The organism is Flavisolibacter ginsengisoli DSM 18119 (assembly GCF_900129295.1).
GTDB classification, from domain to species: Bacteria; Bacteroidota; Bacteroidia; order Chitinophagales; family Chitinophagaceae; genus Flavisolibacter; species Flavisolibacter ginsengisoli.
In genome coordinates this window covers 236,430-250,778 of record NZ_FQUU01000001.1, presented here as the reverse complement: position 1 = coordinate 250,778, position 14,349 = coordinate 236,430, and the positions used below count along the sequence as shown (strand labels likewise).

The 14,349-nt window shown below is 40.5% G+C and carries 14 protein-coding genes; 10 read left to right on the top strand and 4 right to left on the bottom strand.

From position 1 onward, the window contains the following. Positions 1-17: 17 nt before the first annotated feature. The gene (locus tag BUA53_RS00985; RefSeq protein WP_072833367.1) at positions 18-473 is read left to right on the top strand and encodes a hypothetical protein; all 456 of its coding nucleotides are present in this window, start codon (positions 18-20) and stop codon (positions 471-473) included. Between the two features lie 110 nt (positions 474-583). Here the strand turns inward: BUA53_RS00985 and BUA53_RS00980 are convergent, their stop codons facing one another. Together BUA53_RS00980 and BUA53_RS00975 are read right to left on the bottom strand one after the other, a co-directional pair. Beyond that, positions 584-1,120 carry a pyridoxamine 5'-phosphate oxidase family protein gene (locus tag BUA53_RS00980; protein WP_072833366.1) on the bottom strand — a complete coding sequence of 179 codons (537 nt, stop codon included), beginning with the start codon at positions 1,118-1,120 and terminating at the stop codon, positions 584-586. 379 nt (positions 1,121-1,499) lie between these two features. Next, complete coding sequence (locus BUA53_RS00975; RefSeq protein ID WP_072833365.1) at positions 1,500-3,476, bottom strand: KUP/HAK/KT family potassium transporter; 1,977 nt, start codon at positions 3,474-3,476, stop codon at positions 1,500-1,502. A 153-nt stretch (positions 3,477-3,629) separates the two neighbouring features. On the opposite strand from BUA53_RS00975, the gene BUA53_RS00970 reads away from it, so the two are divergent. Together BUA53_RS00970 and BUA53_RS00965 are read left to right on the top strand one after the other, a co-directional pair. Then, positions 3,630-4,727, top strand: a complete 1,098-nt coding sequence (locus tag BUA53_RS00970) for a sensor histidine kinase (RefSeq protein WP_217652906.1) — start codon at positions 3,630-3,632, stop codon at positions 4,725-4,727. Further along, on the top strand, positions 4,699-5,400 hold the full coding sequence (locus BUA53_RS00965; RefSeq protein WP_072833364.1) for a response regulator: 702 nt from the start codon (positions 4,699-4,701) through the stop codon (positions 5,398-5,400). The genes BUA53_RS00970 and BUA53_RS00965 overlap by 29 nt, the downstream gene beginning before the upstream one ends. A gap of 25 nt (positions 5,401-5,425) precedes the next feature. Here BUA53_RS00965 and BUA53_RS00960 read toward each other — a convergent pair whose 3' ends face one another. Further along, positions 5,426-5,770, bottom strand: a complete 345-nt coding sequence (locus BUA53_RS00960; protein ID WP_139256299.1) for a hypothetical protein — start codon at positions 5,768-5,770, stop codon at positions 5,426-5,428. Between the two features lie 278 nt (positions 5,771-6,048). Beyond that, positions 6,049-6,936 (bottom strand): patatin-like phospholipase family protein, encoded by an 888-nt coding sequence (locus BUA53_RS00955; RefSeq protein WP_072833362.1) that lies wholly within the window; start codon positions 6,934-6,936, stop codon positions 6,049-6,051. Positions 6,937-7,154: 218 nt separating this feature from the next. Here BUA53_RS00955 and BUA53_RS00950 point away from each other — a divergent pair, with 218 nt between their 5' ends. The 7 genes from BUA53_RS00950 (at position 7,155) to BUA53_RS00920 (ending at position 14,253) form a co-directional block, all read left to right on the top strand. Further along, complete coding sequence (locus BUA53_RS00950; RefSeq protein ID WP_072833361.1) at positions 7,155-7,457, top strand: hypothetical protein; 303 nt, start codon at positions 7,155-7,157, stop codon at positions 7,455-7,457. Positions 7,458-7,671: 214 nt separating this feature from the next. Then, entirely contained in the window at positions 7,672-8,058 is a 387-nt protein-coding gene (locus BUA53_RS00945) for a cupredoxin domain-containing protein (RefSeq protein ID WP_217652905.1), read from the top strand. A gap of 555 nt (positions 8,059-8,613) precedes the next feature. Continuing rightward, entirely contained in the window at positions 8,614-9,915 is a 1,302-nt protein-coding gene (locus tag BUA53_RS00940; RefSeq protein ID WP_072833360.1) for a hypothetical protein, read from the top strand. A 155-nt stretch (positions 9,916-10,070) separates the two neighbouring features. Next, a complete protein-coding gene (locus BUA53_RS00935) occupies positions 10,071-10,520 on the top strand; it encodes a hypothetical protein (protein WP_072833359.1) in 450 nt (149 codons plus the stop codon). Positions 10,521-10,640: 120 nt separating this feature from the next. Next, the gene (locus BUA53_RS00930; protein ID WP_072833358.1) at positions 10,641-11,978 is read left to right on the top strand and encodes an APC family permease; all 1,338 of its coding nucleotides are present in this window, start codon (positions 10,641-10,643) and stop codon (positions 11,976-11,978) included. A gap of 416 nt (positions 11,979-12,394) precedes the next feature. Further along, the gene (locus BUA53_RS00925; protein ID WP_072833357.1) at positions 12,395-13,075 is read left to right on the top strand and encodes a hypothetical protein; all 681 of its coding nucleotides are present in this window, start codon (positions 12,395-12,397) and stop codon (positions 13,073-13,075) included. Positions 13,076-13,335: 260 nt separating this feature from the next. Beyond that, complete coding sequence (locus BUA53_RS00920) at positions 13,336-14,253, top strand: alpha/beta fold hydrolase (RefSeq protein ID WP_072833356.1); 918 nt, start codon at positions 13,336-13,338, stop codon at positions 14,251-14,253. Positions 14,254-14,349: the final 96 nt, after the last annotated feature.

Here is a 14,349-nt window from a genome sequence, read left to right as displayed (position 1 = left end):
CAATTAAACTTTTGACAATGAAAAGAACATTTGTTTCTGCATCAGTTATTGCAGTAGCCCTGCTTTCTTTAATTAGTTTAAGCAGTTTTAATAAAAGACAGGATCAAAAGCTCAATCAACATCTATCTTTCCGGGCTGGCGGGAATGCTCCGGTTACTATCCATACTTCCATTACAGGGGCTTATCCCGATGGAACAACCTTTACGGGGACTGTTTCTATTATTGGTGCCATAAGCCAAACCGGGACCTTTGTAATGCAAACAGAAGCCTTAGGTATGGCCTTACATTGTAACCTCGTGCTTGAACTTCCGGATGGTACGCTTACTATACGAATGAATTGTAACATGGGTACATTGAATGGACGCTGGAAAATTTTATCTGGTACAGGAGCTTATGAAAACGTAAAAGGGGAAGGATCACTGGTGATGCCTGTGCCTGATGAAATTATGATAGGTGTTGTTTCCGGTACCTGAGTAATAATTGCAAAAAAGAATAGCAGCAGATGTGTGAAATGTTCTGGGATATCTACCGGGTATGAATTATTGAAAGGGTTTCATACCCGGTTATAGATACCCGTAAGGTTTTATGGTTTCAGCCTGCCTTCAATAGAATCATCCATTGTTTTGCCTAGTACTGCACCCGCTGCCATTTTCATTAATGCCACCGCATTGCCGTGTTTGTTATCCCAATAATATCCTTCATTCGTTTTTACATGGATAACCGTTATCCTTGGATCGTCTACACCTTCAGTAAACCAGGTCTTTAAGATCGGTTCCCAAAGTTCTTTGATCAATTCTTTATCTGTTGAAATATCCGCTTCGCCATATATACTTAAAAAGTCGGAATGTGCTGAACCCTGGAATAATAAATGAACTTTATTATCCGCTGTTAACTCTTTGTTTTTATAACTGTCAGAGGCACTTAAAAACCAAAAGTTTCCTTCCTCATCCATTTTCTGAACAGACATGGGCCTTACAGTAAGAGGTTTCCCGCTTTGGATATCTGTGCAGAAAAAGCAGGTGTTGCTTTTGCCTGCCAATTCCTTTATTTTTTTACCTGCATTCACAGCGCTCAGGTCTTCATGATTTTTTTCTTCTTGCTGTTGATTGATACTATCCATTAGTTAGAATTTTTGATTTAATAGTAAATACTTTAAAAGGGTAGTACTTCATTATTTAAAATATTATACCAATTCCAATTAATTACCGGGTAATCTTTAGAATTTTAAGAATGGAGGGGAGCTTGTTTAGGCTTTAGAAAAGGATAAGTTGTCTCCATTATACAAAATGGGAAAATAACTAAATCCTGGTCTGTACATTTCAGAAAATAGAATGAGCTATAAGGGGCGGGAAATCTCCCCTGGTTAAACCCTTACCCGAATAAATGGGAATTACCTGTGAAGCAATATCCTGAATTTGACTATGATAATATACACAAGGGACAGTGCTATCAGCCAGGAAAGCAAAATAAAAAACAGGTCTTTTAGTTTCTGTTTGGAGTTAACCATATTGTTTTTCAACTCTCTTCAGTTTCAGGTTAGTAACCGGTGAAACGATCAAAGGAAACTTTTCAACTGTGACACTGCCGGGGTCCAATCCAAATCCTCTTTCTTCTGAAAGACTAATTGCTTTTATCCAAAAATGCAGTTTCATGATCATTCTTTCTATTATTGGCAAGTCATTGTCCTGGCTTAGGTATTTTTCCAAAACAATAAATTGAAAATCACCCATCACCTTATCTTTCTCAAGACTTTCATAGCGGCTCATTACATTGACTTCTTTATTAGCAACCAGATCTTCCACCACTTTGCGGAACAACAGGTTAATGCGTGGTTGCACCCGGAACCCCAACCGGAACTCCACCCTGATGATGTCATTGGGTATGATATGATCAACTTTATATTCTGAAGTATAAGGATCATCAACTGTATCAACATGTATGAACCAATATATATCCGCTCTTTTTGGTTTTTTATTAAGTATGGAATAAATGATCTTATGCTCTATTTCTTTTGGATTATCGGCACTTGTCAGGTATACCAGGTGAGTGGCATATTTGATCACAGACCTGTCATTGCTTAATTCCTGTATTTTAGGAATATAATGGTCCAGCCTGACGAATTCAATATACCTGTTTTTGATCTTCCGGGCTCTGAACCAGTTGTACATGACCATAAACAGCAGCCCGCCAACCAATACCGTAACATAACCTCCATGCGGAAACTTATCCATGTTTGCATAAAGGAAACTCACTTCAATGGTCAGGTACACCAATAGGTATAAATAAACAAGCACGCTCCGGGTACGGCGTATGACAAGGTAGTTGGAAAACAGGATGGAAGTGGCAATCATGGTAATAGTGATAGCCAGGCCATAAGCAGCCTCCATATTGGAAGCTTTTTGAAAATGCAAAACGATACCGATACATCCCAGGTAGATCAGCAGGTTCACTGCTGGTACATATAGTTGTCCTTTTGCCTCCGTAGGATAGCTGATCTTCAGTTTGGGCCATAGATTAAGACGCATGGCCTCACTGACAAGTGTAAAGGAACCTGATATCAATGCCTGGCTGGCAATAATTGTCGCCGCCGTTGCAATGGCAATGCCGAAATATAAAAACCAGTCGGGCATTACACCGTAAAAAGGATTAAAGCCTCCTTCTATCATGGCCGATGATATCCGCTCTCCTGCATGGTGTGAAAGCAGCCAGGCTCCCTGACCCAGGTAATTGATCACCAGGCATGATTTTACAAAGATCCACGAGTATCGTATGTTCCATTTGCCACAGTGTCCAAGGTCAGAATACAATGCCTCCGCTCCTGTAGTGCAAAGAAATACACCACCTAAAATATAAAACCCATTAGGATAGGTCATTAATAACCTGATACCATAATAGGGATTGAAGGCCTTGAAAACGGTTAACTGGTCCATGAAATGAAAAGCACCCAGTGTGGCCAGCATTAAGAACCAGGCTGTCATGACAGGCCCGAAAAAACGCCCGATAAAAGCAGTTCCAAATTGCTGGATAAAGAACAGCATTGATAAAATACCAATAACGATATAAATAATGGTCCATTGACTGATATGACCCAGTGATGGTATTTGCTTTAATCCCTCGATAGCGGAGGTCACCGAAATAGGAGGTGTGATCATACCATCAGCCAGCAGTGCCGCACCACCCATCATAGCCGGAATCACCAGCCATCTTTTCCTGCGGCGCACCAGGGCGAATAAAGAAAATATTCCACCTTCACCCCGGTTGTCAGCCTGCAAGGTGAGGATCACATATTTCACTGTTGTTTGTAAGGTTAGTGTCCATATAATGAGCGATAAGGATCCTATTACCAGGTTTTCGGTAATGGTTTTTCCGCTGATAATGGCATTCAAAACGTACAACGGTGAAGTACCGATATCTCCATAAATGATTCCCAATGCAATTAAAAATCCAGCCAGCGAAACCCTGTTGTGTGAAGACATTCAATAAATATTCAAAAGATCAAAACTATAGTGATGCCCCGGATATTTGGGAATATTGGACCATTTGTCCCTCAAATCTTTATAAAATCTTTACACCCCTTTTTTAATCATTTTCATCCTGTATAGACATTTACTTTTGTATAGTTTTCAGCCATGAGTACCTATTTGATGCATACAGTTAAAAAAGGAAAGCAGTACCTGTACAGTACAGCTATTGTGATCATGGTATCTGCAGTTTGTTTCGCACTATCTCATTTTATGGGCTACCGTGTCATTGCCCTGATATTATTATTGACTGTGTCCTTCCTGGCCATAACATTCGACATCCTGCCGGTATTGCTTGCCGCTACTTTAAGCGCCATGATCTGGGGTTACTTTTTTATCCCACCCCGCTTTACCGTGCACGTAGAAACTACTGAAGATAAAATTCTACTGGCCATGTATTTTGTCATTGCATTGATCAATGGTGTGCTAACATACAAGATCAGGCAACTGGAAAAAGCTTCACGTTTAAAAGAAGAAAGAGCCAACAGCGTAGCATTGTATAATACCTTACTTAATTCTCTGTCTCATGAGTTGCGTACACCTATTGCCGCCATCATAGGGGCAGCAGATAATTTACAATTGAATAATAACCTGACGCAGACCGACAGGGATATGCTTATAGCCGAGATATCCAAAGCTTCCCTGCGCCTGAACCAGCAGGTGGAAAATTTGCTGAATATATCAAGGCTGGAGTCTGGTCACATTCAACCTAAAAAGGATTGGTGCGATGTGGTGGAATTGATATATGATATAGTGAAAAGGGTGGAAGAGAACAATCCACATAGAAGTATTGATATCAGTGTCAATCAAAGTATGCCTTTATGTTCTTTGGATAAAGGAATGCTTGACCAGGTGATCTACAACCTGGTGAACAATGCAGCCATTCACACAGAGGACAATAGTAAGATATTGGTATCAGCTACCTGCCCGGCTGATGTGCTGGAGCTGATAGTGGAAGATAGTGGAAGGGGGTTTAATGAAAAAGAGACCAAAGATGTATTTCACAAATTCTCCAGGGCAAGAATATCAGGCACAGCAGGATCTGGGTTGGGGCTTTCAATTGTGAAAGGATTTACGGAAGCACTAGCCGGAACTGTAAGCCTTGAAAAAAGTAACATGGGCGGTGCCAGGTTTATTATTTTGATACCGGTAAAAACAACTTCCTTTAACTACATACATGAACAGACAGGAAATATTGGTCATTGATGATGAGCCCCAGATCCGCAAGCTTTTGGAGATAACATTACAAACCAATAACTATGTGGTCCGGCAGGCCAGCAATGCAAAAGAAGGATTGATCATGGCTGGCAATCATCCACCAGAATTAATATTGCTTGATTTGGGACTTCCCGATGAAAGCGGGCACTCTGTACTTCAGAAACTTCGAAAGTGGTATACCAATCCTGTTATAATCCTTTCTGTACAGAAAAATGAAGAGGATATAATCAGGGCATTGGATAATGGAGCCAATGATTATCTATCTAAACCATTTCGTGCAGGTGAACTGTTGGCGCGTATCCGTTCAGCATTAAGAAGTTCAAGCATGGATGAAGGAGAATCATTGATAGATTTCACAGATATCAAGATTGACCTTACAAACAGGATGGTTAAGAAAAAAGGGGAGGTACTCAAACTTACCAATACTGAATATAGTCTTCTTGCTTTATTGATGCGCAATGAAGGTAAAGTATTGACCCACCAGTTCTTACTTCGGGCTATTTGGGGGCCTGGTTATATCCACCAGTCACAATACCTGCGTGTATTTGTAGCCCAGTTGAGAAAGAAAATAGAGGATGACCCTAACAGGCCAGTTTATTTATTAACTGAGTCAGGTGTAGGATACAGGTTTGTTGGTTCAGCAAACAAGACTGTATCCTGATTAATGAATGAGTGTTATCAAACCACTAAAAGCCTTTTGCCGAAGCAGTTTTGGCGCATTCATAGCAGTTGCCGTCTTTATCTAATACTACATCAGGGTGTATGCGGCAGGTATAGATCTTTACAGACGTAGATTTGACGCATTCATAACAATTACCGTCTTTATCCAATACCACGTCAGGGTGCATACGACAGGTGTATATTTTGAGCACTTCGGTTTTAGCCTGTTCTTTTGATGACACATCAGTTTTTTTATTGCATTTAAAAGCCTGGGCTGTTTGATGTGATGTGGCATTTTTACATGGCTTTGCCTGGGCAAAGGCTGTAGTGGAGAAAATACTCATTATTAAAAAAAACACGATCGTTTTCATAATAAACTTTTTATATGATGGTTGAATTCTTTATAAAGAATGGATGTAAATGATAATTACTGGTATGTATACAAACAGGCCGGGTAAAAAGGCCGTCTCCAAAAAATAAATTCAGGTAATCAGGAAGGAGAGATATAGCAACCAGGGTTTTCACATGTTTCTCTATTCGCCCCACAAAGCTGTGACATATAAAACTTAAATATGATGACCTGCATCAGACCTTTTTATGATTAACACTGATATTAGTTATTGAAACTGAGGCTTAAGCGTGAGATGGGTTAGTCAACTTCGGGCTTCCCATCAGGTTGTTGGTTGTGTTCTAAAGCCCTGGTGCATGCATTCCTGCCCAGGTCTATCATATACCTGGCCTTATAGAATTCAAAGGTGGAACAGCTGTTTCTTGGTATTTCTATTAAAATATCAGGAGGATAGGTCTTCAATAAATAGGAAGCAAGGCGATCCTGGGTCATATTATAGGAAGAGAGTAGCAATTCCCTTAAAGAATATTCAGAAATAGGCAAGAGGTCTTTAGGTTTGTTTTCTTTTTGCATAAGGGGATTGAGCCATTTCCATAGCGCTGTCACTTCCTGTTTCACCTCCAATGTGGTCATGGTTGGGGAAGATGCTCCATTAACATTTACAGCAATAATAAACTCATCCTTATTTTTCTGCACAAGGTTCAGGGGGAGGGGATTCAATACACCTCCATCCACCAAAAATTGCCCATTCTCCAGCACAGGTGTAAAAACACCCGGAATGGCAATAGAGGCTCTAAGCGCTTTATACATATCCCCGGATCTATAATATACTTCCTTATTTTGAACCATATCAGTGGCCACCGCCACAAAAGGGATATGCAGGTCCTCTATTTGTTGCTGCCCTGTTACTTTTTTCAATAGATTGAAAAGGCGCTCTCCTTTCAGAAACCCTTGCCTGGTAAGCGTGAAATCCAATATTTTAAAGAGTAATGTTTTCGTAAGCCTCAGCATCCATTCCTTATAAGCAGCATGGTATCCTGCGGCGTACATGCCACCCACTACTGCGCCCATAGAGCAGCCGGTAATGCTGATGATCTCATGACCTGTTTCTTCCAGCACGTCTATTACTCCTATATGTGCCATGCCCCTGGCCCCACCACTGCCCAGTACCAGGTGAACCTTTTTCATGTAAGTGAATTTATTCCAATTTTCCGAAGGCAGGAAGCTTTCATTAGCGCGTATTTTTTATAGGAAAACTAGTATGCCGGGGCGCAAAAACGGTAAAAGGCGAATGATGCACAGTACTGCATGAAAAGAATCAAATAATAATGCAACATTTTGATGCAATGATGTAAGTATAATTCTTATATAAAAGCGACCTTTAGAAACACTGAAAAACTAAACAAATGACAAATAGTACAGAATTCAATATAGATGATGAAACCATTCAATCTTTAAAACTTCAATTGACAACTGAGCCTCTCAACGCCCCTATCGACCTGGTTGGCCGCGTATTTAAATATCCTGCATTAGAAAAAGTATATATAATGGAAAGTGATTTATATGGCAATATGATGCCCCAGGGCTCCTGTTTCCTGGCTTTCCAGGGTAACCATGGTTTGATAGGTAAACATTTATATATTGAAACCCTTAAGAGTTCAACTTCAGCAGATATTCAAGTTATGATTGCGACCCATGACCAGGGCTAGAAAGCAAAGGTTTCCAGGTAGTAAGTAAACCAGGTAGTATAATATAACTTTATCAAATCTCCACTTATAAAATTTCCATTTTAATACCTCCGGGAATTGGTAGTGTAATTCTTATTCCATGAAGTATTCCAATTGATCTCTTCTGAATTTACAGGGTTCATACTGTCTTGCAGGCAACCAGCAGGCAACAGCATCCGTATCTATTAATAAAAACATGAAAACCAGGCATTCACTGAAGACAGTAATGTTGCTTATTTGCGGAAGCCTGCTGTTTATTGCATGCAGCAAAGGAAACAACGCCAGTAATGGGTATGGCAATAATACCAATAATAATAATCCTGCTCCTGCCCCTGCAGGAAACAACATCAGTATAGCAAGCATGAAGTTTGGTCCTGCCTCATTAACTGTTAAGGCTGGCACCACCGTAACATGGACCAACAATGATAATATGGTTCATACTGTTACCGCTGATGATGGCAGCTTCACCAGTACTGATCTGAATTATGGTGATAAATACAGCCATACTTTCAATTCGGTTGGAACGGTTGCTTACCATTGTATCTATCATGCTGCTATGAAAGCTGCGGTTGTGGTTAATTAAAAAGACCGTAATTGTTTCTTCATAGAAATTTCACGTTGATATATACACAGCAATTAACCGTGCCCTGTGAAAATTATATATACTGAAATGAAGTGAATGAAATCGTATAGTGTACATGCTTTTTTGTCTTATTGAGCCATTGCTAATTTCATTATAAGCTGTTGGCCTTATGCGCATGTATGGAAAAACCACAGTTGCGTAAGGTTTCCTGGGAAAAAACGTTTCCCATTCCGTCCTATGATAATCTTCCAGCGCAGAATGAACCTTTCTTCTATAGCATAAAAGCACCCGCAATCTTTTAGACATGGCTTTGATGTAGAACCAAATAATTGACAGTTTGTCCCTAATAGCCATACCTTGGTTATGGTCAAAGAAAATAGTTCAAAAATTATTGCCCTTCGCTGTAACCTTTTAATTTTTAACAGCTCTATTGTTTAAGTACCTCTAACAGAGCAGGCAGAAAAAACCAGGAATGAACATTATAAAAAGTGGAAGCTTTTCCTGCTGCTTGAATCTTCTATACTAATTATTTATTACCAGGTAAACCGGAGAACTATGCGTTACAAAAATCAAACGATCGTAATTGTTTTATTGGCCACAATTACCATTCTTGCCCAATGCAAAAAGGATGATCATAATAAAGACAAGAATACGGATAATGACCCGGCATTGATTGCTGCAGGGAAGGATATCTTTCGGCATGATACTTTTGGTGATGAGGATTTCTGGAGTGGCGTACTGCATTTGGACAAAGCTATTCTAGGAACAAAGCATGGTGGTTATGGAGGTGGTGTTAGTCCTAAAACGGCACTCGCTGTAGGATTGAAAGTTGACGCAAATGCACTGCCAGCTGATGTGGTATCGGCTATTCGGTCCGGTGCCATTGACCTTGATGATCCGGCAACTACTGTTGCACTTTTAAAATTGAATGCAGTGGTGGGGGTAAAGGGCACCTTTAATACTTCTGGTAATTTAACCTCGGTTGGCATCACTTGTGCTTCCTGTCATTCTACTGTAGACAATTCCTTTGCCCCGGGAATAGGGAAGCGCCTCGATGGCTGGCCAAACAGGGATCTGAATGTGGGAACCATCATTTCATTAACTGATAATGCACAACCCATTGCCAGTATGCTGCATGTTGATGAACCTACATTACGTTCTGTTCTTAGTGCCTGGGGACCGGGTAAATTTGCTGCCGTATTGTTCATGGATGGAAAGGCATTGAAACCAGATGGTTCTGTAGCCGCCAATCTAATTCCTGCTGCCTTTGGATTAAAAGGCATTGATCTTACTACCTATACCGGGTGGGGAGATATCAGTTATTGGAATGCTTTTGTTGGCAACCTTGAAATGCATGGTAAAGGAAACTTTCATGATGATCGTTTGAACAACCCTGTCAAATATCCCATAGCTGTTGAAAATGGCTTTTGGAATGTCACCCACAATCCAGACCTGATCACTTCAAAACTCCCTGCATTAAGAGCTTACCAGCATTCTATAAAAGTCCCATTACCACCAGCAGGCAGCTTTGATGTTCAAATGGCAGGAAGAGGCAAAGGGTTGTTTATGTCAAAAGCCAAATGCAACACCTGCCATGCAGCTCCTTTGCTGGCAGATAATATATTGCATACAGGTGCCGAACTGGGAATTGATGATTTTGAAGCCATGCGGTCACCTACGGGAAAATATAGAACCACACCACTGGGAGGATTATTTGCCAGGGAAAAAGGCGGTTTTTATCATGATGGGCGGTTTGCTACCTATTCGGATGTTGTCAACCACTATAATGATCATTTCTCCCTGGGTTTATCTGCCGCAGAAAAGCAGGACATTATTGAATACCTGAAATCATTGTAGGGCAGGCGCTGAAGGGCAGGTTATAGGAGGGGTGTTACGGAAACGAAATGTGACTGGCGCTCGCTCATGCCTCCCGGTCTTAGTGCTATTCAGTATCAAAAGCGCAGTGCCTGGAATTTACACGCTATTGAGTATCAAACTTTTTAATAACGGTTATGGATAACCTATCTATTACGCTCGAAGATGTATGGCTGAAAAATCAGCATGTATTACAACAGATCGCTTCCGGGTTTGGATTTAATGAATCTGATTCCTGCCAGATCTTGCAACAGGTAAGGTCTTCTATATTTCCTGGTAATGCCGGGGATATATCACCACGTTTGTGGCTGGCAAAGCAAATTGTTCGGAGATGTGTGTTCCTTGTCAGCAGGGATATGTTCCTTGCAAAACCTGTTGCCGGCAACCGGCCAAATACATTTATGATTCAACCTATTCTCAAGGCTTTAAATATTCACAAAACAAGAGAAATGAATTTGCCTGCCTGGACCACCTATTTATTGGTAGATATCATTGGTTTTAATGATTTGGAAGCCGCCATCATTCTGAATATCCATCCTTTTAAGCTCCGGGAACAATTAAGCATTGCCCGTGGCCTGGTTGCCTGAAGACAAAGCAGCTCTGCAGTTAGTAATTTGAATAGTGTATATCAATTGAAATGTACTGTGCAAAGTAAAACCGCTTTATTGCTTTTACTTGTCTAACTTAATAGGTAATACCAAACTATTATGTCAATTACCAAATCTAAGGAAGGTTTAAAACGTGTAATTGGCATAGGCGGACTTGCCCTGGCAATTGTTAATGGTACAATGGGTGCTGGCATATTTGTTTTGCCAGGGATCGTGGGGCTCGAATTAGGAGCCTTTGCTGTTTTCGGTTATATCTTCTGTAGCATTATGATGGCTGCCATTATGCTATGTTATGCAGAGATCGGCACACGTATTACCACCAGCGGAGGATCCTATGCATACGTTGAAGCTGCTTTCGGAAAGTTTCCCGGATATATCATTAACTGGCTCTATTTTTTTGGTTGGGGCATTTTAGGAAGCGCTGCACTGATGAATATAATAGCTGATTCATTGTCCCTGGTATTTCCTGTTTTTGCAAACCAGGTTATACGTATTGTTTTCTTTTTCGTACTAATTGGTTTTATGATCCTGATAAATGTTCGCGGAACAAAACAAGGTATTGGTTTTGTAAAAATCATTACTGTCGTAAAATTATTGCCCTTACTCTGTATCATAGTTTTTGGCCTTAAGCTGGTAAAAGTTGACAATTTGTTTTGGGAACAGGTGCCTGCCCTGCCTATATTTAGTCATACTGTCTTCATTTTATTTTTTGCCTTTGCAGGGTTTGAAACATCACTAGGCGTGAGTGGTGAACTTAAAAATCCAAAACGAACCATTCCTTTGGGTATTTTATCAGGAGGAATTATCATACTGATCGTTTACATGTTGTTACAAATGGTTACCCAGGGGATCCTGGGTGGAGATATAGGTATTTTTAAAGATGCCCCATTGGCAGCCGTGGCACAAAAAATTGCAGGACCACTTGGCGCAACTTTGCTGCTTGCTACAGCTGCTATTTCCTGTTTTGGTGCCGTAGGCGCTGACGTACTTGCTACTCCAAGGTCATTATTTGCGGGGGCACTTGACGGTACATTTCCGAAATTCCTCGGCAAAGTACATCCCAAATTTGCTACACCCTATCTGGCAGTAATAACTTACGGCACATTGATTTTTATTTTTTCTGTTTCAGGTGGTTTTAAACAATTAGCTATAATGGCCAGTGCTGCCATACTGTTTATTTACCTTGCTGTTATTTTGTCAACCATCGAAATGAGAAGGAAGAAAACTGATAAAACAGAAAATATATTTATTATTCCATTAGGATTAACCATTCCTTTTATTGGGATTGCAACTATTGTCTGGTTACTAACAAGTTTGAGCAAATGGGAAATTCTTTCAACCATTATTTTCATTGCTGTCATAAGCATAATCTATTTCGCCACGCAGTGGATGAAAAGTAGAAATATAATAGCGGTCGGTCTTCCCGGTATAAAATAAAGTTCCCTCCCAAACCACTTCATCAAATCCTGGTTCTGCCTTCCTTGAAAATTGGTTATTGAACATTGAAAATTGAACATTTCTACGTGCCTGAATTGATCGTATCAAAACTGTTTTTTCGACCTAACGTCTTCGAAATAAGCAATTCTCTTTTTCGCCATTTGTGACTTCCGACTATCCTACTTCCTACCAACGTCCCATCAACTCCCTACCAACGCCCATGATACTCCGTGTTCGCACGGAATATCTATACCGTAGCCAGGGAGTAGCTATGAGGTAGCCTGGGAGGAGCTATGTCCCAACTCACTGTTACGCATAATTGTTTACCCTCCTGTGGATAAATAAAAGGGAAAATAGGATTTGAGAATACTAAAATATTTAGTATTTTGCAAGCTAATAAAACAAAATCCTATTCTATGCCAAAACAAGTAGGTCCTATCAGGGGCATTGGCACCATTGATGGCAATATAAACTTCTACCGCTCTGAAGGAGAGTACTGGGTACGCACCAAACCCGGTGTGGACACTGATCGATTTTATTCCGATCCTGCCTTTGAAGGGTCCAGGAGAGCTTCAGGTTTTTTTGGAAGGGCCAATACCCTGGCTTCCCTTATCTACCGCTATGTTTATACCAACCGCAGGTGTAACGCACTTTATAATCTTTGTAAGAAAAAAGCCATAGCCTTTAAAAACCTGGGAATAGAAGATGAGGAGGTACTCAGATCATTGTATGCGTTTTTGGCTTCCCTCCATTGTATACCCATATCTGCTGAAGACCTGGAGTTGTACCTGCCCGGTATGATAAGAGAAGCAGATGCCCGCAAGGCACAAAAGAAGGAAAAACCACCAATACCTGGGAAAGAAGAATTCCTGGTGCTCATTGATGAACCTATTGATGAAGAAGCCGAAGAGTTTTTTATGAATGAAATGGATGACTATAACTGGAAGGCTGTGTTTAATGGCACGTTTCCAAAAGATTACAAGATCCCTATTTGCTTTGCAGGCCACCTTATGGCAGGTAATAGATCATTGGGAGTGCAAACCATATTGACCAGGGCAAAGGAAAAGATCATTGATGAATGGGTGCTGATGGAATAAGAAAGTTGCTGAAAATCTGGCAATATTTATTTGCTGCTAAAAATTTTGCAGTACACATTGTTAGCTTTGACATTTTTCGTACAGGTATTGTTTCGGCACGCGAATTACGCATGTCAACTAAATAAATAACAACCTTTTGTATCTTTAATAAGCCCCGATAGACCGGGAACACCACCGACTGCCACCACATCGCAATGCTTTAAAGTTGTAGCCAACCCTGACTGAAGACCATAAAATCGTGAACACCAAAACAGTTTAATATGAAAAAGAACTTTTTCCCATTCAGTTTTTTTCTGGCGCTGTTTTATTTGTGTGTATGCAATAACAGCAATACTGCCATAGCGCAAGGTGAAGCAGGAATAAAGTCTGAACTCAAAAGCATTTTCGTGAATGGTGACAGTATTCACTACATCGACATCGGGAAAGGCGATCCGGTGGTTTTTGTGCACGGTGCATTAAGTGATTACCGTAGCTGGGGCGCACAAATGGATGCTTTTACTCAAAACTACCGGGTAATTGCTTATAGTCGTCGCTTTGCCTGGCCTAATCAACAACTAATAATAGATTCATCTAAACATTCCTTCGCATCTCATGCTAAAGACCTTGCAGCGTTTTTAAAAAAGCTTAATCTTAAACCCGCTCACCTGGTAGGGCATTCTTCCGGTGCCTATATTGCCTTATTAGCCACTATTGATCATCCTGAATTGGTGCGCAGTCTTACGCTTGGGGAACCGCCTATTATGTCATTGATGCCACCTCCTTCGCCAAATGATGTAAATCCTTTTGCCAAAGCAGTACAAGCATTTGCAAACAATGAACAGGAAAAAGCAGTTAGCTATTTTCTTGATGTTGTAATGGGTGACAGTTCCTACTTCTCCAGGCTGTCCCAATCTGGTCGTGAATTAATGATGATGAATACGCAGGAAGCCAGGGCTAATATCACTCTTCAAAACATTATGCCTTCCATCTCCTGTACTGATCTTAAAAAAATAAATTGTCCGGTCTTGTTGCTGGGAGGTGGCAAATCTCCTGCATTTCTTCCTTTAATAATGAATAAGATGGAACCTTGTTTTAGTAATAAGGAAAGAACCACACTGCCGAATACTTCGCATGGACTTGAGTATGAGAACCCTTCAGAATTTAATAAAGTTGTACTTAGATTCATTGATAAACATTAATAGTTCATTGTTGCACGTTTATTCCCTGCTAAGCAAGTGCCTTACAAGAGCCATGAGGGTAACACATGGAATCCTTGACTAATAATAGTAATAAAT